Genomic DNA, 22992 nt, shown 5'->3' with positions numbered 1-22992 from the left:
GCAAACGAAGAGCTTAACCATGCCATGCTAACTCATGAACGCTCTCATTAGGCCTCACACCATTTTTGGCAAACCTTACTTTGAGGTTTTACTCAATAATGAAACTAGCAAGCAAAAAACAGTTCTCAAGGCCTTTATTGACAAATATGAAACTAATCAAGGAAAAGATTTTTGTGATGAAATGAAAAGGAAAAAATCAGGCTTGTTTCATACAAAATGTTGCGCTCGGTCGCGAATGACGACTGATAAGACCAGCGTCATTCCCATTTAAAAGCAGTTTTTACTTCGATATTTTTTTAGAGAGGAAAATAAAATCAGGCACTTAAGGCTTCTTCCACTGCTACTTCTCGATACTTAATGCGCTTGTAAACCAATACCATAACCATGGTAATGTTGGCAGTTAGTACCAAGGTAGTGGTGACCGACAGCAGAGGATCGCCCACTACAAACACCGTATAAGGCCAGGCTAATACCGCATTACATTGGAACATTATCCAACTTAAAAACGAGATATCTTTAGCGGGGCCCTTTATTCGCATTAAGCGAATGATTTGCGGGCTGAAGGACAAAATAGAAATGATCCAACTGAAGGGATACAAAAATTGAATAAACTGTTCCAAGTAAATCTCCGATAGCCAAAACGCGCCATCCGAGGCGAACAGCCATACCATTAGTGCAGGCAAAAATTAGTGAGTAATTCTAAAGCTGCGCGATGATACACCAGCAAAGCTAACTGGTCAAAATACAATCAAATAATTACTCAACTTTATGCTGATACATATCTTGATCTGCTAAGGCCAATATCCCATCCACCTCCATGTTTAAGTCGACATCAATATAACCGATGGCCACTGTGTATAAGGGTAAATCTTGCTCAGAGTATTGAGCAAACTGGTCGGTAAAGCGCTGGGCAATGGCATCAAAATCAGAATCATGCTCAATTAATACTAAAGCAACAAACTCGTCCCCGCCCATGCGACCAATCACATCAGAGCTACGTACACATTTGTGCATCGCTTTAGCCACATCAATTAATACTTCATCCCCTACGGCATGCCCGTAGTTATCGTTAATTTGCTTAAACTTGTCTACATCGAGGTAAAATACGCCCAAGCGAGAGCCCATGCGTTTTGCTAAGCGGATCCGCTGCTGAGCTAATGAGCAAAATCCGCGGCGGTTGTTTAACTCGGTTAAAGGATCGGTAACCGCCAACTTTTGCATATGAGTGTACAACTCAAGCAAAGACAAATCGGCTTCTAAAATGTCTTTTAACTGCTCGATAAGTTCAAAGTAAGTATCATCGTAATTGGTTTCTCGATAATCCATCACACAAAAAGTGCCAAAGGCTTTTCCATTTGGCCAAAATACCGGTACGCCTAAATATGAGCGAAACCCATCGCCATGCACCTCTGGGTTACTATCCCAGCAAGGATCTATCATTGCATTGGCCACATACAAGCTTTTACGCGTTTCAACAATTTTGCGACAGAAGATATTAGCCTGCGGCTCTACCACCATACCCGCGCTGTAGGGATTAGTGTTCTGCTCGCTAGCAATAGTGATTTGGTAACCACTTGGTGTGTGTTGTACTAAAAAGCCGGCAGGCGCATCAAACAATTTAGCCAGCAAGTTAACTGTACGCTGCCATTTGGTAAGAGATATTAGGTCATTTGGGTTGGATAAAATCCATTGTTCTGGGTCAATCGCGGGCTTTAAGGGCATCTACACCTCCAAAATAACCAAACTCACCGAGTTAGCTAAGTAAGGCCTTAGCTAAGCTGATAAATAAAGTTTATGAAAGAAGTACTTATCGTGCCCGCTATCAATAATCGTTAACTAAGACTTGAAGCCTGATCAACTGGCAAGAAATATTTACTATAGGAAAAGTAAATGGGATGAGGATAAGACGAGTTTCTTTAGTTAACACTATTTATGACCGCCTCCGCAGCCAGAGTTCTGCCACATATCAATTTGCTCTTCGGTAAGAAAAGCGCCTTGCTTGTTGGTATTAAATTGCTTGATAGATGCCAACAAATCCTGATTATAGTTTTGATTGTCTTCTGTCTTCTGTCTTATTGTCGCCACTGCTCGTGGTAGCTTGGCTAGAACAGGCTGAAATAAGTACGCAGATTATTACCGGAATTGCAGATTTCATCACTTGGGCCCAATGCAACAATTGCTTAACAACTTAGTCTGAGTTTAGTTCAAAGTCATCCTGTTTTTTCGAAAGACGCTGAATCGAAGCTTAATTAAGTCACATCAAAAAAAGATCTCGATGATTTTGCTAGCCTATTCTCCAAGCCTTAGGACTCATTCATGACTAATACCAAAATCAACAAGACAATTGAAAACTTCACTTGCATTGAAGAAGCATTGCGCTACTTCGAAATCGACTTTGATAAGGGTTTTATTGATGAATGTCGAGACTTGTTAGTTAAACGTTTTGGCGGCAACCTCATCTTAAGTAAAGCAGATGACTGGTTTTCGGCACGCCGAGCCTTAAAGAATGCTTACTGCAAAACTCAGCGTGAGCGTTTAGACAAACATACCCGCTCTGCTTGTCGCGGCTGTACTTCCTGTGAACGTAGGTAAACACAGGTAAAATTAATTGCCCACCCACGAGCCATTTACACATTTATAGCTACCTATGGTCGCCCCTTCTGGGTACACATTACCGCCGTGTACGCAATCAGCGCGACTGGAAAAGCTAAGCACAAAGCTTAATATAATCATAACTTTAAGTAAGAGCTTCATTCTTCTACTCCTGATTTCTCGGGCTGTTTAACCGTTTCTTGAGACGCACTAACATGTATGCCGTTACGACTAATAAAAGGCTCCTCTGGTTCCTCAACTGGCTCCGCATATCTTATCGATGTGAATTCTCCACTTTTACAAACTAAATTACCTAGTTTGGCCCCTTCCGGGTATACGTCACCTTGTAAGGTACATTCAGCATTCACTGCGAAGCTCAAGGGGACTAAATAAATGACAATTCTATTCATTTTTCGCACCATCGCTCTAATTTAGTGGCCCAAGCCTTATTCCAGTTTCGCTCTTTCGCTACAGTTTTAGCCTGCTCCAAGTAGTCTTTACGGCGGCTCTCCAAATCCTTTTTTGCCACCGAGTCTAAGACTAATAAGTGCTCTAAATCTGTTAACTGTTTGTACTTAGCAGGATTTTGATTCAGCATGAAAGCAGCTAAATCATTATCAATCAACGACCCATATAAGGAGTGGGTTTGCAATAACATACCAGCCAATTGCGCCAGCTCTCGTTGACGCTGCTCATGCTGCTGACTTAAGCTCAAAGACTCTTCTTGTGAACTAGATTTATTTATTCGCAAACCACGTAAATTGCTAAAGATAAAACTAGAGCCAATAAAAGTAGCTGCTCGATCAAGCTCCGTACCCGATCGCTCAATCGATACGCCAGCAAAATTGCCCCAGAACACCCGCGCGCCATGCAGCTTACTCTTGTTAAAGTTAACGTTATGAAAATTAACGTAACTTGATTCAGGCATATCAAAGGCGATGTCAGCTAAGTAACTATTTTCAAGATTTACGCAATATAGGGTTGTGGTTTGAAAGGTAATATTTTTGAGCTCAACATTACTTAAATCTTTTCCCGCCAAAGAAAGTGATTTTTTGTTTTCAAAACTTCGAGTGGTATCGAATAAATAGGCCAAGTCATTGCTGGCCAAAAACTGAATCACTTGGGCAATTAAAGGTGGATAATTTAAGCTTTCAAACAACAACTGCGAGCGTGAAACTATGAACCGCTCTAACCTCGCTTGCTCGGTATTCGCCATTACAATTGCATCACTTACCGCAGACACAAAATACGCTACGTTGGCAACTTGAGCCGCGCGTTTTTGCTCTTCCAATTGTTTGGCGAAGTTATCTGCCGAGCTTTTAAGCGACACATAAGCCAAAACAACTGCAATAATCGTTGCTGCCGAGCTGAGCACTCCATGATGCGAGGATACCCAGTTCCAAACGGTAAGTAAGCACCATTTTAATTTGCTAAACATGAACGATAAGCTTACTGATAATGACAATTAATAACTTAATGCATATTTGGTACCTAGAGCGACATTGTTAAACAAATCAACATGTTTAATTTTTGAACAAAAATCCACAACGCAGCTTTTGTAAAGAAAAGTGACACAATTGTTAACAGTTTCTAAATAAGCAGCTTAAGATCGCAAATCTATCAACAAGTTAATCTTGAATGTGAGCTTTCTCTATAGCCACTTTGCTTTTTCTTGCAAATCACTCATGTTTTTTCAATGCTGAGTCGGCAAGCTATCGGGAAAAACATAATGAAAATAGGGATTACCAGCATAACGCTAAGCTGTGCTTTAGCGGCGTTTTCAAGCCTAGCGCAGGCCGACACTCAGCAGCCAGAGCTCACTATATGGACAGGCAAAAGTCACCAACAAATGCAGCTTATTGCGAAACAATTTAGCGCAGATACCGGCATTATTGTTGAGGTGAAACAACCCGTCGACATCACTGGAAACTTTGAAATTCAAGCTCGTAATGGTGAGGGACCAGACATCGTATTTTGGCCCCACGACAGAATGGGCGATTGGGCAAATGCTGGTCTTATTAAACAGTTAAAACCCAGCCAAGCGCTACAAGATTCCGCGGTAGACTACGCCTGGGATGCAGTGAAAGTTGAAGGCAAAATTTACGGCTACCCGATAGGCGTAGAAGCGATAAGCCTGATTTATAACAAAGCGCTAATTAAGGAAGTTCCTACTAATTTTGAGGAAATTTTCGCTCTAGATAAGCAGCTTCAAGAGCAGCAACAAACCAAAGCCATTTTGTGGGACTACAACAATACCTACTATACATGGCCACTATTTGCTGCAAATGGCGCTTATGTGTTCGGCAAGCAAGGTGGGCAATACGATGTAAAAGACACCGGGGTTAACCATCCCAGCGCTATGTATGCCGGCAAATTACTAAAAGATATGCTCGATCAACAAATAATGCCGCGTAACGCGGATTATTCAATCATGGATATGCAGTTTGTTAAAGGCAAGGTGGCCATGGTAATTAATGGACCCTGGTACTGGGATGAGTTGGAAAGTGTAGGTATGGATTTTGGCGTTGCGCCGTTACCTAAAATTAATGGTAAGCCGGCCAAAGCCTTTGTAGGCATTTGGAGCGCCATGGTGAATAGCGCAACTAACCAACCCGCATTGGTAGATGAGTTTCTAAACTACTACTTAATGAATGTAGACAACCAACGCTTACTGTTTAGCAGCGGAGACATTGGTGCCATGGCAAACTTGCAGTTGCAGCAAGAGTTAATTAACGACCCCAAAGTACAGGCAGTTTATGCCAGTGCAGCACAAGGTGAACCTATGCCAAATGCTGCAGCAATGGGTAAGTTTTGGGCCGCTATGGCCACTAGCCTCACCAACATCACCACCGGTAGACAGGCCGTAGATAAGGCCCTAAATGCTGCCGCTAAACGGATTACTCGTTAAAAAGCTATTGAGGCTGAGCTTTCACTCAGCCTCGTCAATTTACTAAACAATACCCCGCGATAAGCCGATTTGACGCCCTTCTTCCATCTCCCATTGCACACCGTAGGGATCTATCCAATAAAAGAAAGTAATAGGGAAACCGTCCAACTTATCAGGATGATAGCTGTTGTTGGTATTGATCATTGTTACTCCAGAGTGGGCTTTTAAGTAATGAAATACTTCATTACAGTTACTCACTTCCATTGCAACATGACGGGGCCCACCCAAATCGTAGGTTTTAGCTTGTGGTGGTAGTTTAGAGTTACCTTTAGGATAACGATAATGCATTAGCTCCAAATACATACCAGCTTGTGGATGTTTTAAAAAACGTACATCTACATCCACTTTTCCATCACTAATACCGGCGTCCAAAGCAAACTCACTCATGGTTACACCTTGGTAGTCCATCAACTCCCCTTGAGCATCCCTCGCCATTTCAAAGCCTAGGGCAGACTGATAAAACTCGGTGGCTTTCTCCACATCATCCACAACAATATTGATATGAGACATCCCTAAAACAAAATGCTGCATATCATGGGCTTTAATTTTGTCTAACAAGATACCTTTACTCACATCGCTTATTGCCGTGCAATAACGAACCTGTCGACCAGACTTAATATGCTTAGAGCACAGAAGGTAATCTTTAACTTGTCCTTTTTCTGTATAACTAGGGCCTTGGGTAATTTCAGCATCCCACAGCTCTGAGCTAAACCAGTCCCCATTAATGAGATACGCAGCAGCAATTAGATCAAAGGGATTAAAGCCGCCAGCGCCAAAGACCAACTCCCATTCCAGTAACCAAGGTTCTGACTTTTCTGCCAAATACCTAGCAACTCTACTGGTTTTAAGCATACCCAGTAGATCATGTTGCTTAATCCAAAATGGCTTACACGCTTCATAGGGGACTAGAACGAGGCTTATTTGAGTATCTAAAATAAGCTTGTATGCATCCACATCTGCTTCAAAGTTTAAATCTCGAAACGGCTTGGGCTGATGATGACCAGAAACAAAATGGTCATCCATGCTTTGCCGTCCGGCTAGCAATACGATTTCATCAATATTATTAATTAGTTGAGGGTAGTGCTTAATCAGCAAAGCAATGTTGGTGGCCGCGCCAATCCCTAGTATCTTAAGAGGACCTTCCTCCAAAGCCTGAGCCATCGCTTTAACGCCTTCGGGAATATCTGTCACTGCAGATAGAGGTTTAGCTGCACCTTTACTAACTACAACACTGTTTGGGCCAAATCGCTTAAGAAAATCGACAGCAACGGCGGTGCTTACTTCAATATTATCGGTATTGCCTAAGGTGCTGCTTATGCCTACAACATCAACTTCAACTGAGCGCAGCAAAGCTGCAATTGCATACCCATCATCTACATCACAATAGCTGACTAAGCTATTTTTCTGACCTAGGGTAATATCACTATCTATCCAAATACGCGCTTGCTTTTTAACTGTTTTGATCATCGGGAGAGTCCTGCTGGGAAGTCCATTGAGTTAATTCGATAGCATTGCGACCAGCAGCTTTAGCACGATACAAAGCCTGGTCTGCAACTTTGTATAGCTGATCGATATCTGATAGTTGAAGAAGGTCATCTGAACAAACAAAACACACTCCTATGGACATAGTTACCACATCATATGGTGCATTTTGAGGGTGCTCAATTTCCAAGCCTTCGAGTTGCTGGCACAACTGAATCGCAATAGGGTAAATGTCATCAGCCTGTTGGGTTTGCAGCAACACCACAAACTCTTCCCCGCCCAAGCGAAAGGCCATGTCGGTATCTCGCTTCATCGTTGATTGAATGGACAAACCGACTCGCCTGAGTACTTTATCCCCTTCGGGATGGCCCAAATTATCGTTATAAGCCTTAAAATTATCCAAATCACAAATTAGAAAACCTAAACACTGCTTAGCTCTTTTTGCTTGATTTAGATAATCGTTTGAACAGGCGTTGAAATAGAAGCGAGAGCCTAATTGCGTTAACGCATCGACCTCAGAGAGCTGCTCTAACTCCACAATCTGTCCTTGGGCCCTTTGTACCAATGTTTGAAATCTCCGGGCGAGTACTCCGACCTCATCTTTTCGAGCAAGTTCAGGCATACTGGATACATCAATATCTACCACATGAGCACTCATGGCAGTCGCTAACCGTTTAATTGGTCGAACAATCCACCAGCTAGCCCAAACAATCAGAATTACTGAAAACAAAATGGCAGTGATGGCTTCTTTCAATAACTGAGTTCGGATCTCGCGTTGCAGTTGATAAAGGTGCTTCGCATCGTAGAACAAATGGATACTTCCTTTTTGTTGATTACGTAATGCAAGGTGCAAAACTAATTGCTGAGTTTGTGGATTAAGCTGATAACCACCTTGGTCAATATTCGGCAATGGGAATAAATCTTGAAACTCTTCCTGTCGACCTATATCAACATAGTGACGCAATAATCGCTCTTGGGCTCGACCAATTAAAAAAGTCAACTTAACTTGATCGGAACCATCCTCCATAAGGCGCTGCTTTAACTCAGCTAACTTCGCTTCGTCGGCAGCAACTTCATGCTCTGTTATGTTGGTTTTCCATACAACACCGGATTCACTAATGTAAGAAAATCCAAAGCGCTTCGCTGAAAAGTCTGACTTTGCTTCTACTGAAAAGAACAAGAGGTTCTCAGCCGCAGCATAGAGCTTTAAGGCTGAATCCAGCTTAATGTTGGTGTAGTTAAGACCAGCGGCAGAAGGAGAGACTAGATCGATAATCGCATTGCTATTAGTACGAGCGCTACTCACTGCATGTGAAATGCGCGTCCCCCACTCGCTTTGATAGCGATTGTAGGTCATGGTAAAAACCAGCCAAATTACCAAGATCAGGTGAGACACCAAGAGTAACTGACTGATTTTATGACTATTAACTACATTTGCGAAGGGCATGTAGTTTATTTATCTTTGAACAAATCAATCACTGGGACGCTACAGGTTCCATTTATACAAATATCTTGATAAGCAGTATGACAGCGGCTACAAAACTCCGGCTCAAAGGTAGGATGCTGAGAACTTATATCATTTCCCTGGGTATCATAGGTGCCATATATAGGCTCACCAGCTAAATGCTCAGTAACAAACACCACGCCTGGGGTTTCATATACCCCTACTACGGTTACACCATCATCATAAGGGCCATGTGTAGAGTACTGGTCTACCTTTTCGGGATGAACATAGGTAGTGAGCTTGGTGCCTTTGCCGTCATTAATCCAGTTATATGCTGCCACCGCTTCTTGGATAAACAGTGGCGTTTCTTCCGGAAGAACTACATCTTTACCAGGCACCATGCTAATGCCTACAACAGTCCACTCACGCCACTCTGGCGGGTAACTGGCAATAGAATCTGCAAAAGAAGATATACTGAATATAAGAAATAATTTAATAAATACGAATCGAGATAAAACCTTCATCTACCGTCCCTGTAATGAAATCCCAGACAAATACTAAGTCTAATTCCTTGATACAGGCAAGCTTAAAAACATCAAGCAAGTAAATAAAACATCTTTTTGTGAGTTGAAAATCTTTGTTGTGCAAATGTAAAAAAAGCGGCAAAAGCCGCTTTTAGAAGCCAGCATTAACACCTAAAACAACCACCAATCGGTTTGCCCTTTAGATTCAGAAGAAAACTCAGCAAAATAGTTCAGGCTTTCGTCACTTAAGTTTTCATGCAAATCTAGATAAACCCAAGGACCATCTTGGCGCACCTCATAAAGAGAAGGGTCGATTACTTGTTTTTCACATGAAGAACAGTCTGATGGTAAAGAGGTAAGCACGAAGCTAGAAAACTCCTCTTCTGTTAAAGCTGGAAAACTCGCCAACACAGAGGTTTTTTCAGCATTTAAACTCACTTGGCTTTGACGCCACTGAGCCCCATATTCAACCATTTCGTTATTACTATCACCAATAGTTCGTTGGGTTGCTCCAACCATAAAACCAAATGAAGAAGAGCGACGCCAAGGGAATCCAAAATAATTACCGGTAAACACAGACCCAGGCAACTTAGAAACAAATACTTGTTTATTATTTGCCTCTGATTCAACCAACGGGCCTTTAGATCCAGAAAAATCAATTTTGTAGGTTTTATCGAGTTTAAGGTCTGTATATTCCACTTCACCAAATAAATCCACATAACCTGCTATCGACGTGATAGGTGTAGAGTTAGAAAAAGTTAATTTATGTGTTCCATCAATAGACTCTGCCACACCGCTAAAGCTTGTTGTGGTCCTTCCCGTAGAGTAGTTTAGAAGTTTGGATACTTCTGTGTTTGTATATACGTATTCGGTGGTTTGGTCCGAGAAAGTCGTAGTACCTACTGACCAACTGTTGTCGATTAGGATGGTTTGGGATACTTGATCTTCATCTACAATTTTCTGCCAAATAGAAAAGGCTAAGTTGTCTAAAGGAAAACTTTCAATATTGTCCTTACGTTCCCGATATATCAAATCTGCACTGTGCAAGTATGCATTGTAAGATAAGTATTCTCCTAAATGCTCTAAGTGAGATATGTGGGCGACAACCGTTCCGTCAAAGTGAATATAAGTCACGACGTCATCAAACAACTCACAATTTTTAAAATCTAAAATTAACTGCTGGTTATGATAGCTAACTTCAACTTCACCTGGCTCGTACGATACAGATGCACAAGAAATTGTCGCCGTACCTTCTTCTTCATTTAGCGCATGCAATGCACTTGTGGTGACGCTAGCAAGTAAAGTTTTTATTCCTAAACCAGTAAATATTTGCATACGCTCGTTTGCCAGCTCTTTTGCTACTATATATTCGTAGTCAGTGACGCCCTCATTGATGTCTCTTTCAACGATAAGATTTTCGCTATCAGAGTTACAGGCTGACAAGCCAATTAGCGCAATGGCTAAAGTACAGACTTTTAAACTTTCCATATTTGTTAAACTTCCTGTTTTATTTTTATTGTTAATAGTAACTACTCTAAACAAGCCGAGAGACGCCTTAAACGCTCTTCATCTCCTGGGTGGCTGCTTATCCAAGTAGGAATGTGTGACTCGTGGTCTTCGAATAAATGCTGGTAGCCGGCGAGTAGTTGTTCTTGAGGTAAATCTAGCTGCTTGCTCCAATGACAAGCGAACAAGTCGGCTTGTTGCTCAGCTTCTCTAGAGTAGCCAAGGCTTACCCCTAGTACTGCGGCGCTTACTAGGCCATCTACCAGTAAGCTTGTATCGCCAACAACTAACACCACAGCTGTACTGATCAAAGCCGAGCGCACTAAACTTGCCATCACATCGTTATGAGCCACATGGGCTAACTCATGTAATAAAATGCCATTGAGTTGTTCTGGGCTATCTAGCAGTTTTACTAATTGGTCGGTCACCACAATACTGCCATCAGCCAACGCAAAAGCATTCGCGTCTTCGCCCATACGGTAAAAGTACAACTTAGGCTGCATGGGTAGGCTATCGATTTGTTCTACCAAACTATTAAAGTTTTGCTCTATTGCTTGGCGTTGCTCTGGTTTGATTTCAGTTTCACTAAAACCTAAAGTTTCAAATTGCTGCAGCGTCCTTTCGCCTAGCTCTTGGCTAATGGAAACCGGCACTTTTCCGGCCAGATAATGGCTTAACCAAGGAAGCCCTTGGCTAGCAGCCGCGTAAATAGCCGCCCCACTCACTACAAAGGCTAAGATAATCATCAACACATTGCGCTCTAAGGTTTTTAGCCAAGAGCCTTGGCCTTGTTTATCCAGCCAACTATTCAAACGGCTTGGTTCATCGGCAACAAAGCGACTGCCATTGCTAAAACCAATGGCGCGCGTTTGCGAGCCAATCGACATCGCAATATCTAGCTCGGATACCGGCGCTCGAATAGCGCCAAATTCATCACTTAGCTCAAGCCAGCCTTCATCAGAGCAATGCAACTTGGCAGCTCTAGACACTGAGCTATTTTCTACAAAAACCTTTCCGGTAATGATCATGTGGCTTAAATCACGCCAATTTCTACGCTAAAGGCATCAGCAACCTCATCAGCAATGGCTGTTTTGCTATCACTTACTTGGTTGTTAGTTGCAATACTTTCGATATCACCCTGTACTGCCGTGGCTTGTGCCAAAAACTTCGCCATACGCACTTTTGCAACAGGGGTCGCTAAACCAAATGAGAATACAATAATCAACATATTGCTAAGCATTACGCCCATAAATGCCAAAGGCTTTACTGATGACACCATGAACAATTGGCCTTCTATGTCTGTTTGTCCAAACTGATAGTTTCGCAAACAAGCTTTTAAGTAGGCAGTTACAAACCAGCCCAGCAAAAAGAAGCTGAGATAAATCAGCATGAAGATCCCAACCAACGCGCCGCCGGCTGCTAGGTCTTCAGTACCGCCTTGCTCCAATGAAGCAAACATAGCGCCGAGTTGGCTAAAGTCTGCGCTAAATAGAGCAAACGCCAGCAAAGCTCCCACTAGACATAAAGCCAGTACACCGCCCAAACCAACCGCTGCGGCTTTTAAGAAAATTTTAAACATAGCCGCAGACTCAATATCTGCAGTAAACTTCATGCTGCCCCATTGGTAGTTATTCAATACATAGCGGCTCATGTAAGTAGCCATAAAGGCATACAAGTAAGTACACCCAGCGCCAATAACCACTACACCTAGTACACCTGATACTAAAGGTGAAATAACACTACCAAGTCCAATAACTAATCCAGCAGTTAAAGCAAAAATGACGGAAGCTAAAAACGGCATTACCATTAACGCCATGTAGGCTCCGCCATAGCTGCCTACAAAATCAAATCGAACGTTTCTGTAGCGGGTTACCCGAGAATCAAAACGTAAATTTTTCACCACTAAAACTGGCATCACTGCCACAAACGCCAGCATTAGAACAACTTGAAGCAATTCATTTATCATTGGCGACACAGCCCAAATAATCACCAGAGTTACTGCAATTATCCGCCCCAGCAAGATTTGTAAGGGTTTCGCTAGATACTCGAATCGCTCACCCGCTAGTTCACTATTGCCGTAAAAATACTGTTTATTTCGCACTTTTGCCCAAGCTGAATAGATACCCAAGGTAACAATGCTGAGCAATACATTAACGATCCAAATTCCAAAATACTCGTCGGTTTTTCCATGAAATTTAAAACGGTTTTCACTTAAGTGCTGACTTTCCATGCCAAGAAATCCTGATGTTTAACTAATTGAAAATTAATAAGTCAAAAGACTTTAATGACAATAATATCTAAATAAAACAGATTTTTGTTATTAAAAATCAAAGAGGGGGAAATTTAGGATTAAATAGTGTGATTAAAACGTTTTCAATCACACTATTTATAGAAAAATGAAGCACACTAAGTGGGTGCTTCATTTATATTTGTTCACTCGATACAAACTCAGAATAGATATTGTTGCATGTTCACCGAGTAATGGTCTCCATCATCTACGCCACTTTGCTGCACAATAAATGCCCCCAGTTTATCTTTGCTTAACCATAGCTCGCTGCTCTCTCCTTCGGTATTCAAAGCAAACCCATGACTAACATACACCCGGTTTGCAGCACTTAATGGTTTCTCTCCTAAGTACTTAACTTGATACTGAATAATGTCAAACTCATCAAGATCTAGCACTTTGAATACCTGGGTGTTTTGATGATCAATGGATGCCATCAAGTAATCAGGAAAACTCAAAGAATCAGAATCAAAATCGCTGCGTTGTAAAATAGCATCAGGAGCTTGCTCAAAACGATTTAGCAATAGTGCCATACCATTAGAGTTATGCTCATTCTCAATCAACTGCAACAGCCTATTGGTCCATGTGGAGTTGCTGCTAGCTTGGTTTTCTAAGGCATTAATATGGATACCTTGCTCTAATTTATCATTGCCAAAAATTAAATAGCTTTCTTGATTTTCATCAACCTTAAAAGCGAATTGCTTCAAGGCTCCATTATCCAACATTACTTTTCCGCTGCGCTGATAAAACTCCTTAAACCACAGAAAACTAAAATCTAATTCCACCTCTTCTTCAATGACTAAGCCATTAGGAAACTGGTTATCGATGATTCGGTTCCGTTGGTAAACGCCAACCACATCACCTTCCACAGCAATTTGATAAATAATGGTTCTAGACTCATGAGCGGCGTTTGCAATGCCAGCCCCAAATGTAGCAACCATCACCAATATCACACTAAGCCTAGAAAGTTGCGCTATCCACATTACGATTACTCCTTAGCCTGCTAGTTGTTAAAACTCGTAAGCGACACCCATTAACAAACCTAACGATTTGCTTTGATAGAACTCAATATTGCTATCGCCTTTATCGTAAGATGCCATCAGGTATACCGAGGTATTCTCAAAATCAAAAGGTTGGGCATATCCATAAATGGCGTTTATACCAAAATCGTCATCGCCCTGAGTTTGGTTAAATATCGGATTACGGCCTTTGTAATCACGCTTAGCATAATTGATGTAAAGGCTAGTGAAATGGCGCTCGGCAAAGCTGTAGGTGGTTTCTAAGCCAAAGGCATAAGCATCAAAGGCCATTGCATCACCATCGGTATCAGCCTTGGTATAGGTAAGCTGAGGTGTCACGGTAAATCCATCTTCATCGTAAGCCAAGATCTCGGCAGAGATTCGGTGATACTTGCCGTCACGTTGCATTAACTTTTGTTCGTTAGCATCTAAACCAAAGGCTTGACCACTACGCTCATTTTCTATATCTGCCGCCGCAAAGCCGTAACGCAAGGTTAGCGGCGTATCAAATAAATAACGCCAAGCCACCCTAAAGCCACTGCTATCAGCATCGGTTTTTTGCCGCGCACTGCCGGTTAAATATGGATCTTGCCAGGTCTCACTAAAACCTGGCAGCTTAGGGAAATACGCCAGTTCTAACTGTGAATACTCACCCACCATTTGGGTAATACCCAGTTCAACTTGGTCTTGGCCACGCACAATGTTTTCTTCTTGTTGACCTAAGAAAATCTGAGTTTTCTTGTTAGCGAAGGTGTAGTTTAGCTCCGCTAAAACAGCTGGGCTTACACCGCTACTTTTATTGCCTGAGTTATTAAGATCCTGAGTCACAGCGTTATCGTCATCAGTATCAAACTGAGATTGTTGCTGGCCCACCATACCACCCAGCAATAACTCAAAACCAAACCCAGCCTCATCGTCTACATAACCAGTAGCATTGGCAGCACCAACAGATGCAAACGTAGCTAGTACGCTGCTTGTTAATAGACGCTTAGTGTGAAATTTTTTCATCCTGTTCCCTATCCCTTTAATAGACTTTCAAGCATGCGTTTGCATGCCGAGCAACCACTTGTTGAGCACATTGTAAAATGCGACAAATTCTCACTCAGTCAGTCTTATGTCAGGGATAGTCACAGTTTTCCGATATTCCAAACTGGATATTGAGAATGAGTTTACATTTAAATGATATTTGTCGTAGTTTTGTAAGTGGTAATTGCATCGGCCTAAGGGCTCTCTAAAATGAGCCAGCTGAGGGAGTTGTCTATGCAGGGAAACAAGTTGAGCCAAGAACACAAAAAAATCGTATTAATTGAAGATGATTCACGCCAACAACAGTTGGTGGCTACGTTCTTGCGCAGCGAAGGCTTTGAGGTTATTTCTTCAGAGCGTGGCGATCAAGCGCCAGAGCTAATTGCCAAACATTCTCCAGATGCAGTGCTGCTAGATTTAATGCTACCAGGCATGGACGGCATTCAAGTATGCCAAGTGGTTCGTGACTTTTATTCTGGGCCGATCTTGATGGTTACCGCCCAAGGCGACGATGTAACCGAAGTGTCTGCCCTAAATTTGGGTGTTGATGACTTCTTAAGTAAACCTTTGCGTCCACATGTTTTGCTCGCTAGGCTTCGCTCTGCACTGCGCCGCAGTGAACGCGCCAGTGCCATCGATGCTTTACAGCTAAGCAATAGCGAACCGGTTCGCCACCCCAACCGAATTATCTGCCAAGAGCTGATTGCCGACAAAACTCAGCGCCGTATTTGGCTAGGTGAGCAACTGCTGGAGCTTACCGACGCCGAGTTTGACCTACTCTACTTTCTTATGGACAACGCAGGCCACGTATTGCCGCGCGATGTACTATTTAGAGAAATGCGTGGCATTGATTACGACGGCCTCGACCGCTCGCTAGACATGCGAGTATCAACTATACGTAAAAAGCTAAACGACAATACGCCACCTTATCGCTACATTAAGTCGGTGCGTGGTAAAGGCTATTTATTTGTAAAAGCAGCATAGCGAGCTAACCCCGCTTGATTACTTTATTTCTAAAGTTGTTTCTGTCTTCGGTATTATCAATTATTGCCGCCACCTTTATTTACGGCGTGATTATTGAAGAAAAGGTGCAGCACATTGAGCGCGAACAAATACGCCAAATTGTGCTGCCTATTTACTACCTGCTAGACCGAGATCTGCTGCAAGCAGAGAACCCAGATGTAGACAAAGTACTCACTCGCTACCAAGAAGAATTCCCTTTCTTTATCCGCATTTTTCCGATTACCGAACTAGACGCAGAAGCCCGATTAAAGCTAATGCGTAACGGCGAATACATATCGGTTAAAAGCAACTTTTTAGATGACGACGACATCGTTCTTTATTACCAATGGCCCGACCAACAGGTTCTCGAGTTAGATTTAGACGAAGAGTTTGTGGATTACGGTGATTGGCTATTTTGGTACATGGTAGCGCTAATGGGTGGCTGTTTAGCCGCTACCGTAATGTGGTTCTCTTTCTCAATTACTCGCCATACTTATCGCCTAGCTAAAGTGACCAAAGCCTTAGGTGACGGAGATTTCGACGTGAGTGCCAACGAAAAAGCGCCTTCGCCGATTAATCACATGGCGCGCAGCTTAAATAGCATGGCCGCTAAACTTAAGTCGTTGATTCAAGAGCAAGACTCAATGACCATGGCGGCGTCTCACGAACTAAAAACCCCGATTAACAATCTACGTTTTGCCTTGGATATGACTCGCTCAATTACCGACATGAAAACCATGCACGAGCATATTCAAGAAATGGATGAAGACTTAGATAGCCTGGAAGACTTAACTCACGAGTTAATTAGTTTTTCTCAGTTAACCAAAGCGCGTGAAATAAACCCGCAATCAATTAACCCCTACCCACTGCTCTACAACATGTGTGAGCGCCTCTCTAAGCTTAGCCCCAAGTTAAAGATTCAAATTGAATGTCCGGTGGGATTGAGTTTAATGGCCGATGAAAAGCTAGTGCGCCGCGCCCTAAACAACTTGATCGTAAACGCTCAAAAGTATGCCGAAAAGCTCATTCTTATCCGTGCTTATGTGGTCAACAAATCGGTAATTTTTGAAGTACATGACGATGGTAGCGGTGTACCAGAGAAATACCGCGAATCGATTTTCCTGCCTTTTGCACGGGTAGATGATAGCCGTAGCCGCCAAAGCGGTGGTCATGGCTTAGGTTTATCTATTGTCGAGCGAATTGTCACCAACCACTGCGGCAAAGCCAGTGTCAGTGATAGCCATTTAGGCGGCGCTTTATTCACCCTAGAGCTACCACTATTCCAAAATAGCGAAGACCACAAAGAATAATTGGGATTGCCCCCCTTAACCATTGCCTTTTCGCTGAGCGGCGTTACCATTGTGGGCTCAAATAAATAACTAGAAGCTCGCACCATTGACCGCTCAAGCCCCTGCTAATACCGTTGTTGTTCTCGATTTTGAAACCACAGGTTTAACGCCAACTCAAGGCGATAGAGCCATAGAAATTGGTGCCGTATTACTAGAAGATGGCCAAGCCACAGCGCGCTTTCAAGAGTTGATGAACCCTGGCTTTCGCATTTCTTCTTTTATCGAAGACTACACGGGTATCACTAATACTATGCTACAAGAGGCGGCTCCTTGCGATGAGGTAATGGAGCGCTTTTATCAATTTATTGGCCAGCACAATATGGTGGCGCATAACGCATCCTTTGATCAGCGTTTTTTAGAAGCCGAGTTTGCCCAAATAGGGCGACGACTTAACGGCGACTTTGCATGCTCGATGGTATTGTCACGCCGCCTATTTCAAGACGCGCCCAACCACAAATTGGGCAGCTTAGTTGCTTACAATAACATCGACAATGATGGCGTTTTTCACCGTGCGTTAGCCGATTCTGAAATGACAGCCAAGCTTTGGCTGTGTTTACTCGAGCAATTAGAGCAACACTATTCGTTAATAAATCCAAGCTTTGCGCTAATGCAGCAAATTAGTCGTAAGAGCAAAGCAAATGTCGCGAGCTTTTTACACAAAATTGCGTAACAATATGTGAGATAAAACAAACCATGAATTTGCGCCAAGCTTGGGCTATTGCAACACGCGAGGTTCCCGCCGCCATATTCACTTGCACACATTCACCCGCAATTATAGGTGTTCCATGAAAATACTTGTCCGTAACCTCGCTCGCAGCATTACAGAAGCCGACTTACTCGCTTTATTCGAAAGCCATGGCGCTGTAGAAAGCTGCGATTTGGTATTGGATAATGAGACTGGCAAATCTAAAGGTTTTGGCTTTGTCAGCATGCTTGACGAAACAGAAGCAAATGCAGCTATTGCCGCGCTAAATTCAACCAAGCAAGCAGGTAATAAAATACGGGTTAAGTTTGCCGAAGAAAAAGGCCCATCTGAGCAACAAACTGTTTGGCCAGAGTCTGAATAAACTTCAGCCATTAGCGAGTAAGCCCGTTACTCGCTAATAAACCTAATTTGCCGTTGCGGTTTTAAAATCACTATCCCTTTGTTCGCTAACGCAGCCACCACCTGCTGAGTAAGCTCCTGTTGTTCTCCACTTTTACTCGCCTCACTTAACAAAGATTGGCTTGCATAGGCGCAGCTCACCTGCAGGCTGTCGGGAAAGCGCTGAAAGTTAACACTGTGACTAATCCACGCAAAGCCCTCACAGCGTTGCTTGGCGTCTTCACATACCTCAGTTAATGCCGCTACGATATCCTTATCGCGTTTTTTGTCCATCTTTCGCATTAGTTTGCTTACTCGTTTAAATTATTTGCCACTAGTTGTCATTACTTGTTAGTAAACTTGGCGCTTTAAGCTGTTGATTAAGCTGATCTGCTCGGGCTTCTGGCGAACCACTTAAACCACCGAGTAAATGATACAAACACGGTACCACAAATAGTGTGACTAAAGTGGCCAGCAACATGCCGCTAAATATCACTATACCAATGGCAAAGCGCGTTTCGGCGCCAGCTCCCGTTGCCAGTAACATTGGTACCGCGCCCAACAAAGTGGTCATGGCAGTCATAATAATCGGGCGTAGGCGATTGGTGGCAGCTTTAATAATCGCTTCTTTAACCGCTAAACCTTGGTCACGCAACTGATTAGCAAACTCTACAATCAAAATACCATTCTTGGTTGCCATGCCAATTAACATCAACAAGCCAAGTTGGCTGTAGATATTAAAACTCTCTCCGGTAATCAGTAAGCCCAACAAACCTCCCAGCAAGCCTAAGGGCACCGTAAGCATTACAATGGCTGGGCTAATAAAGCTCTCAAATTGAGCCGCTAATACCAAGTAACAAACCAGCAAGGCCAAAGCGAATAACAACCAGATCTCGCGTTGGTTATCGTAAAACTCTTTTGATTCGCCCGCGTAATCAACCGTATAACCACTGGGTAAAATCTCGCTAGATGCCTGATTTAAAAAGCTCAGAGCTTCGCCTAAACTTACGTTGTCACTTAAGTTGGCTTTTAAGTTAATCGACTTTTTACGCTGGTAATGGAACAAGCCGCGAGCCGAAGCAACATCTTGCGCTTCTACCAAGGTATCTAAAGACACCAAAGCGCCAGTATCACTGCGCAAATACACTTTGCTTAAATCACTGGGTGATTGAAATTGGTTCTCATCGGCTTTTAAGTATACGTCGTACTCTTCACCAAACTCTTCAAAACGGGTTTGAGCACGTCCTCCCAGCAGCACCTCCAAAGTACTGGCAATGTCATTAACGCTAATGCCCAGCTCTCTGGCTGCTAGTCGATTAACATGCAGTAATATCTCTGGCGTTGTAGGGTTGTAGTCCAGCTGCACACCATGCATTAGGCCACTGTCTTTGGCTTGCTGCTCTAATTCTAAGGCGTATTGGTAGAGCTGGCTGTAGTCGTCACCTTGCAATACAAACTGCACCGGCTCGCCCATTCGCCCGCCAAAACTAGGCTGGTAAGGATACACTTTAACATCGGCGACATCATGGGCTGCATCGCGGATCATCTCTACCACTTCGGCAGCATCTTGGCTGCGCTCACTCCAATCTTTTAAGCGAACAATGAAAAAGCCTTGGTGATCTGCCCAGCTGCCAAATGCAGGCGCCGAATAGTTAAGGGTTTCGATTGGCCCATCATCACTCATCATCGGCAATAGCCGCTGCTCAATCTCAGCCATGCTTTTAACCATGCGCTGGTAGCTCGTTGCTTCTACACCGCCAACATAGACGTTAACCACACCTCGGTCTTCTTTTGGCGCAAAGGCAGGTTGTTGCTGTTGATAAGCCCACACCAATAAACCCATGCATAACGCCACAACCGCAAGTGCAGAAAACTTAAAGTTAATAATACGCGTCAACAGCTTGGCATAAGCCTGCTGCAAAGCAGTCATGGCGCGCCCCACCGAGCGGCTCATCCAGGTGGCTTGATTGGGATTTTTTTCAAACAACTTACCGGCCATCACTGGCGCTAAGGTAAGAGCGATTAAAGAAGAAAAGATCACCGCCGCAGACAGCAATACAGCAAATTCGGTAAACAGATCACCGATTTTTCCTTGCATGAATACCAAAGGCAAAAACACCATCACCAGTACAACGGTGGTAGCAATTACTGCAAAGTTGAGCTCTTTAGCTCCTCTGAATGCGGCAACTAATGGCGGCTCGCCAGCGGCGCGGTGGCGAATAATATTCTCCACCACAACAATCGCGTCATCCACCACTAAACCAATGGCCAAAATTAAAGCCATTAGCGTCACTAAGTTGATGCTGTAGCCAAATAAATAAGCCACTGAAAACGCTGCGACTAGCGATACCGGAACGGTTACTGCTGGAATAATGGTTGCGCTTAATCGCCCCAAAAACAGGTACAACACCGCCACCACCAGCAGCGCACAAATTAGCAAGGTAGAATACACTTCGCTAATGGCCTGGCGAATAAATACAGTGCTATCGTAATCAACTGTAAGTTCTGCACCAGAGGGTAAAAAGCGCTGCAACTCCGCCAACTCTTTTTTTACCGTATCTGCTACTTCTAGCGGGTTAGCCTTAGACATTGCCACAATGCCCAAGCCCATGCTGTCCACGCCGTTACTTTTAAAAGTAGTGGCATCTTTTTTAGCGCCAACGTAAATCTGCGCGATGTCTGACAAAGTAACGTGGTCACCGTCAAAGTTAGCAATTTGTAGCTTGGCAAAATCATCTGCCTGTTGGTACATGCGCTCCATGCGCACCACAATATTTAAACTGTCATTACGCACATAACCCGCAGGCAATTGTAAGTTTTCACGGTTTAAGGCATCAATCACATCGTTGGTGGTTAAGCCGCGCCCAGCCATTGCGGTGGGGTCTAGCTCCACATACATCACTCGCTCAACCAAGCCTGAGGTATTTACCGCACTCACGCCGGGCAATAAGCTAAGTCGCTCAATTAAGATCCGTTGGGCAAAATCGCTAAGCTCTACTCTGTCTTGCAAAGTAGCAGTGAGATTAAGCCACATAAACGGGGCTTCTTCGCTGTCGTTTTTGCGTACCACTGGCTCATCAACATCATCAGGCAAGCGATTACGCGCTCGGCTTACCGCATCGCGCACATCGCTCACCGCAGCCAACATATCCGAACCTTGCTTAAAGGTAATGGTAATGCCTGACCAGCCATCCCACGACGATGACCAAATATAGTCAATGCCATCAATTCCGCTAAGCTCGTCTTCAATCGGCTTGGTGATTTGTGATTCAACAATAGAAGAGGCACTACCGCGATAAGGCGTACCAATAGACACCACAGGGCTTTCAATGTCGGGCATTTCTCGCACTGCCAGCTGGCTATAGCCTACAACCCCAAACAGCATAAGTAGCAAACTTAATACTATCGCCGCTACCGGACGATACATCGACAGATCAGATATTTTCATTAGTTGAGTACTTCAACCTCGATGCCATCATGCAGCTTCACCAGGCCTTTATTCACGACCTGTTCACCAGCATTTAAGCCACTAAGTACTTCTACTAAGTTGTCGCCGCGCTGGCCTAACTCCAACTCAACTTTTTCTGCAACGTGTTGATTAACTCGGTAAGCAAAACGGCGATCGCCGTTATAAGCAATCGCCTGTAGGGGAATCAATACCCGCTCACTGGCGCTTAAATCTAATTCGCCAGTGACCAAAGTGCCTGGAGCAATGCCTGCTTGCTGATTGTCGATAGACAGTTGAATGTACACATTTAAGCTTTCGCCGCGCACTCGGCTGTCAATGCTAGTCACTGAGGCATTAAATATACGTGAGCTTAAACCCGCTTGGTGTAGCTTAGCCTGCAGCCCAACCTCAATTCGGCCTAAATGGCGCGCGGCAACGGGAACGTTAAGGCGTAAAGTATTGGCATCATCTAAGGTGGTGAGCACGGTATCAGAGTCAACTAACTGCCCAGGGCTTAAATCAACAAGGCCGAGTTTGCCACCAAATGGCGCGCGAATAGCCCTGTCTTGCAACGCTGCTTCAGCTAACGCGAGCTCGGCTTGTTGCATAGCAACTTGAGACTCGTAACGGTCAACTTCGGCTTGGGTGGTAGCCCCTTTAGGTAATAATTGCAGCAGATTTTGATGCTGACGAAGAATATCATCAAGCCGTGCTTGCTCACGCTGTAACACAGCACGTTGGTGGCGGTCGTCTAATTGAACCAACAATTGGCCTGCACGCACTGCTTGGCTAGAGCTAACAGCAATCGTGTCTATGCGACCATCAACCTCTGCTTTCACATTTACCGAATGAGCAGAGAATACATTGCCTAATAAATGCACTTGTTCGCGGAGCTTGCCTTGCTCTACCGTTACCACTTCTACGGTAACGGGTTTACTTGATGTTTGCTCTGTTTGAGCCGCGTCGTCACTGTAATACATCCATGTAACAACAGTAAGAAGCGCCACCACAACTAAAATGATGCGTCGCATTACTCTTTACCTTTTCAAACTGAGAGAAGACTCTAGCGCAAGCAAAGGTTGCGGGTCTATCTTTAGTTGATTACAAACTGCATAAATGCGAATCAAACAGCATCATGCACTACAAAAGATAACAATAAACGAATTTTAATTAAAAAAAGTCAGGTAAAAGCAAATTATTTGTTTAGACAAGCAAGCTTGTTTCTTTTGCTACAAGCCACGCCAAAGCTCACTCTACGCTAAATTAAATAGCCAGTTTAGATTTA

General features: G+C 43.5%; 22 protein-coding genes. 6 read left to right on the top strand and 16 right to left on the bottom strand.

Annotation, left to right across the window (positions count from 1 at the left end; genetic code table 11):
* Positions 1–314 precede the first annotated feature (314 nt).
* From LQZ07_RS07645 to LQZ07_RS07635, 3 genes are all read right to left on the bottom strand, one after another.
* Entirely contained in the window at positions 315–620 is a 306-nt protein-coding gene (locus LQZ07_RS07645) for a hypothetical protein (protein WP_152779843.1), read from the bottom strand.
* 136 nt (positions 621–756) lie between these two features.
* A complete protein-coding gene (locus LQZ07_RS07640; protein ID WP_152779845.1) occupies positions 757–1722 on the bottom strand; it encodes a sensor domain-containing diguanylate cyclase in 966 nt (321 codons plus the stop codon).
* A 204-nt stretch (positions 1723–1926) separates the two neighbouring features.
* Entirely contained in the window at positions 1927–2085 is a 159-nt protein-coding gene (locus LQZ07_RS07635) for a hypothetical protein (protein ID WP_194164057.1), read from the bottom strand.
* A gap of 231 nt (positions 2086–2316) precedes the next feature.
* Between LQZ07_RS07635 and LQZ07_RS07630 the strand changes: the two genes are divergently transcribed.
* Positions 2317–2592, top strand: coding sequence for a nitrogen fixation protein NifW (locus LQZ07_RS07630; protein WP_152779847.1), 276 nt, complete (start codon positions 2317–2319; stop codon positions 2590–2592).
* A 158-nt stretch (positions 2593–2750) separates the two neighbouring features.
* On the opposite strand, the gene LQZ07_RS07625 is transcribed toward LQZ07_RS07630, so the two are convergent.
* Positions 2751–3002: a hypothetical protein gene (locus LQZ07_RS07625; RefSeq protein WP_152779849.1), complete on the bottom strand. Its 252-nt coding sequence runs from the start codon at positions 3000–3002 to the stop codon at positions 2751–2753.
* A complete protein-coding gene (locus LQZ07_RS07620; RefSeq protein ID WP_152779851.1) occupies positions 2999–4030 on the bottom strand; it encodes a pentapeptide repeat-containing protein in 1032 nt (343 codons plus the stop codon). Before LQZ07_RS07620 ends, LQZ07_RS07625 begins: the two co-directional genes overlap by 4 nt.
* Positions 4031–4321: 291 nt before the next feature.
* Here LQZ07_RS07620 and malE point away from each other — a divergent pair, with 291 nt between their 5' ends.
* Complete coding sequence (gene malE / locus LQZ07_RS07615; RefSeq protein ID WP_194164058.1) at positions 4322–5500, top strand: maltose/maltodextrin ABC transporter substrate-binding protein MalE; 1179 nt, start codon at positions 4322–4324, stop codon at positions 5498–5500.
* A gap of 42 nt (positions 5501–5542) precedes the next feature.
* On the opposite strand, the gene LQZ07_RS07610 is transcribed toward malE, so the two are convergent.
* The 8 genes from LQZ07_RS07610 to LQZ07_RS07575 form a co-directional block, all read right to left on the bottom strand.
* Positions 5543–7006: a nucleoside hydrolase gene (locus tag LQZ07_RS07610; RefSeq protein ID WP_152779855.1), complete on the bottom strand. Its 1464-nt coding sequence runs from the start codon at positions 7004–7006 to the stop codon at positions 5543–5545.
* Complete coding sequence (locus LQZ07_RS07605) at positions 6990–8378, bottom strand: sensor domain-containing diguanylate cyclase (protein ID WP_194164059.1); 1389 nt, start codon at positions 8376–8378, stop codon at positions 6990–6992. The genes LQZ07_RS07610 and LQZ07_RS07605 overlap by 17 nt, the downstream gene beginning before the upstream one ends.
* 95 nt (positions 8379–8473) lie before the next feature.
* The gene (locus LQZ07_RS07600; RefSeq protein WP_152779859.1) at positions 8474–8989 is read right to left on the bottom strand and encodes a hypothetical protein; all 516 of its coding nucleotides are present in this window, start codon (positions 8987–8989) and stop codon (positions 8474–8476) included.
* Between the two features lie 171 nt (positions 8990–9160).
* A complete protein-coding gene (locus tag LQZ07_RS07595; RefSeq protein WP_152779861.1) occupies positions 9161–10531 on the bottom strand; it encodes a hypothetical protein in 1371 nt (456 codons plus the stop codon).
* Entirely contained in the window at positions 10519–11523 is a 1005-nt protein-coding gene (locus LQZ07_RS07590) for a M48 family metallopeptidase (RefSeq protein ID WP_152779863.1), read from the bottom strand. Before LQZ07_RS07590 ends, LQZ07_RS07595 begins: the two co-directional genes overlap by 13 nt.
* Before the next feature lie 5 nt (positions 11524–11528).
* Positions 11529–12725 carry a YjgN family protein gene (locus LQZ07_RS07585; protein ID WP_016400982.1) on the bottom strand — a complete coding sequence of 399 codons (1197 nt, stop codon included), beginning with the start codon at positions 12723–12725 and terminating at the stop codon, positions 11529–11531.
* A 218-nt stretch (positions 12726–12943) separates the two neighbouring features.
* A complete protein-coding gene (locus tag LQZ07_RS07580; protein WP_152779865.1) occupies positions 12944–13762 on the bottom strand; it encodes a hypothetical protein in 819 nt (272 codons plus the stop codon).
* A 27-nt stretch (positions 13763–13789) separates the two neighbouring features.
* On the bottom strand, positions 13790–14806 hold the full coding sequence (locus tag LQZ07_RS07575) for a DUF2860 family protein (protein ID WP_152779867.1): 1017 nt from the start codon (positions 14804–14806) through the stop codon (positions 13790–13792).
* 252 nt (positions 14807–15058) lie between these two features.
* Between LQZ07_RS07575 and LQZ07_RS07570 the strand changes: the two genes are divergently transcribed.
* The 4 genes from LQZ07_RS07570 to LQZ07_RS07555 all read left to right on the top strand — a co-directional run bounded on the left by LQZ07_RS07570 (position 15059) and on the right by LQZ07_RS07555 (position 18242).
* Positions 15059–15808, top strand: a complete 750-nt coding sequence (locus LQZ07_RS07570; protein ID WP_016400979.1) for a response regulator transcription factor — start codon at positions 15059–15061, stop codon at positions 15806–15808.
* Between the two features lie 14 nt (positions 15809–15822).
* Entirely contained in the window at positions 15823–17136 is a 1314-nt protein-coding gene (locus tag LQZ07_RS07565) for an ATP-binding protein (protein WP_152779869.1), read from the top strand.
* 85 nt (positions 17137–17221) lie between these two features.
* Positions 17222–17845: a PolC-type DNA polymerase III gene (locus LQZ07_RS07560; RefSeq protein ID WP_152779871.1), complete on the top strand. Its 624-nt coding sequence runs from the start codon at positions 17222–17224 to the stop codon at positions 17843–17845.
* 115 nt (positions 17846–17960) lie between these two features.
* Positions 17961–18242 carry an RNA-binding protein gene (locus LQZ07_RS07555; RefSeq protein WP_016400976.1) on the top strand — a complete coding sequence of 94 codons (282 nt, stop codon included), beginning with the start codon at positions 17961–17963 and terminating at the stop codon, positions 18240–18242.
* Between the two features lie 26 nt (positions 18243–18268).
* On the opposite strand, the gene LQZ07_RS07550 is transcribed toward LQZ07_RS07555, so the two are convergent.
* The 3 genes from LQZ07_RS07550 to LQZ07_RS07540 are packed head-to-tail and all read right to left on the bottom strand — an operon-like array spanning position 18269 to position 22738.
* Positions 18269–18562, bottom strand: a complete 294-nt coding sequence (locus LQZ07_RS07550) for a hypothetical protein (RefSeq protein ID WP_152779873.1) — start codon at positions 18560–18562, stop codon at positions 18269–18271.
* Positions 18563–18593: 31 nt separating this feature from the next.
* Positions 18594–21707, bottom strand: a complete 3114-nt coding sequence (locus LQZ07_RS07545) for an efflux RND transporter permease subunit (RefSeq protein WP_152779875.1) — start codon at positions 21705–21707, stop codon at positions 18594–18596.
* Positions 21707–22738, bottom strand: coding sequence for an efflux RND transporter periplasmic adaptor subunit (locus LQZ07_RS07540; protein ID WP_152779877.1), 1032 nt, complete (start codon positions 22736–22738; stop codon positions 21707–21709). Before LQZ07_RS07540 ends, LQZ07_RS07545 begins: the two co-directional genes overlap by 1 nt.
* Positions 22739–22992 lie beyond the last annotated feature (254 nt).

Source organism: Agarivorans sp. B2Z047, assembly GCF_023373605.1.
GTDB classification, from domain to species: domain Bacteria; phylum Pseudomonadota; class Gammaproteobacteria; order Enterobacterales; family Celerinatantimonadaceae; genus Agarivorans; species Agarivorans albus.
This window is presented reverse-complemented; position numbering and strand designations above follow the sequence as displayed.

What these genes read in the sequence shown, in the direction of transcription:
- LQZ07_RS07640 (WP_152779845.1), bottom strand. Translation starts at nt 1,722, where the DNA reads ATGCCCTTAAAGCCCGCGATTGACCCAGAACAATGGATTTTATCCAAC.
- LQZ07_RS07575 (WP_152779867.1), bottom strand. Translation starts at nt 14,806, where the DNA reads ATGAAAAAATTTCACACTAAGCGTCTATTAACAAGCAGCGTACTAGCT.
- LQZ07_RS07610 (WP_152779855.1), bottom strand. Translation starts at nt 7,006, where the DNA reads ATGATCAAAACAGTTAAAAAGCAAGCGCGTATTTGGATAGATAGTGAT.
- LQZ07_RS07605 (WP_194164059.1), bottom strand. Translation starts at nt 8,378, where the DNA reads ATGACCTACAATCGCTATCAAAGCGAGTGGGGGACGCGCATTTCACAT.
- LQZ07_RS07550 (WP_152779873.1), bottom strand. Translation starts at nt 18,562, where the DNA reads ATGCGAAAGATGGACAAAAAACGCGATAAGGATATCGTAGCGGCATTA.
- LQZ07_RS07580 (WP_152779865.1), bottom strand. Translation starts at nt 13,762, where the DNA reads ATGTGGATAGCGCAACTTTCTAGGCTTAGTGTGATATTGGTGATGGTT.
- LQZ07_RS07540 (WP_152779877.1), bottom strand. Translation starts at nt 22,738, where the DNA reads ATGCGACGCATCATTTTAGTTGTGGTGGCGCTTCTTACTGTTGTTACA.
- LQZ07_RS07620 (WP_152779851.1), bottom strand. Translation starts at nt 4,030, where the DNA reads ATGTTTAGCAAATTAAAATGGTGCTTACTTACCGTTTGGAACTGGGTA.
- LQZ07_RS07570 (WP_016400979.1), top strand. Translation starts at nt 15,059, where the DNA reads ATGCAGGGAAACAAGTTGAGCCAAGAACACAAAAAAATCGTATTAATT.
- LQZ07_RS07555 (WP_016400976.1), top strand. Translation starts at nt 17,961, where the DNA reads ATGAAAATACTTGTCCGTAACCTCGCTCGCAGCATTACAGAAGCCGAC.
- LQZ07_RS07545 (WP_152779875.1), bottom strand. Translation starts at nt 21,707, where the DNA reads ATGAAAATATCTGATCTGTCGATGTATCGTCCGGTAGCGGCGATAGTA.
- LQZ07_RS07630 (WP_152779847.1), top strand. Translation starts at nt 2,317, where the DNA reads ATGACTAATACCAAAATCAACAAGACAATTGAAAACTTCACTTGCATT.
- LQZ07_RS07600 (WP_152779859.1), bottom strand. Translation starts at nt 8,989, where the DNA reads ATGAAGGTTTTATCTCGATTCGTATTTATTAAATTATTTCTTATATTC.
- LQZ07_RS07625 (WP_152779849.1), bottom strand. Translation starts at nt 3,002, where the DNA reads ATGAATAGAATTGTCATTTATTTAGTCCCCTTGAGCTTCGCAGTGAAT.
- LQZ07_RS07585 (WP_016400982.1), bottom strand. Translation starts at nt 12,725, where the DNA reads ATGGAAAGTCAGCACTTAAGTGAAAACCGTTTTAAATTTCATGGAAAA.
- malE (WP_194164058.1), top strand. Translation starts at nt 4,322, where the DNA reads ATGAAAATAGGGATTACCAGCATAACGCTAAGCTGTGCTTTAGCGGCG.
- LQZ07_RS07590 (WP_152779863.1), bottom strand. Translation starts at nt 11,523, where the DNA reads ATGATCATTACCGGAAAGGTTTTTGTAGAAAATAGCTCAGTGTCTAGA.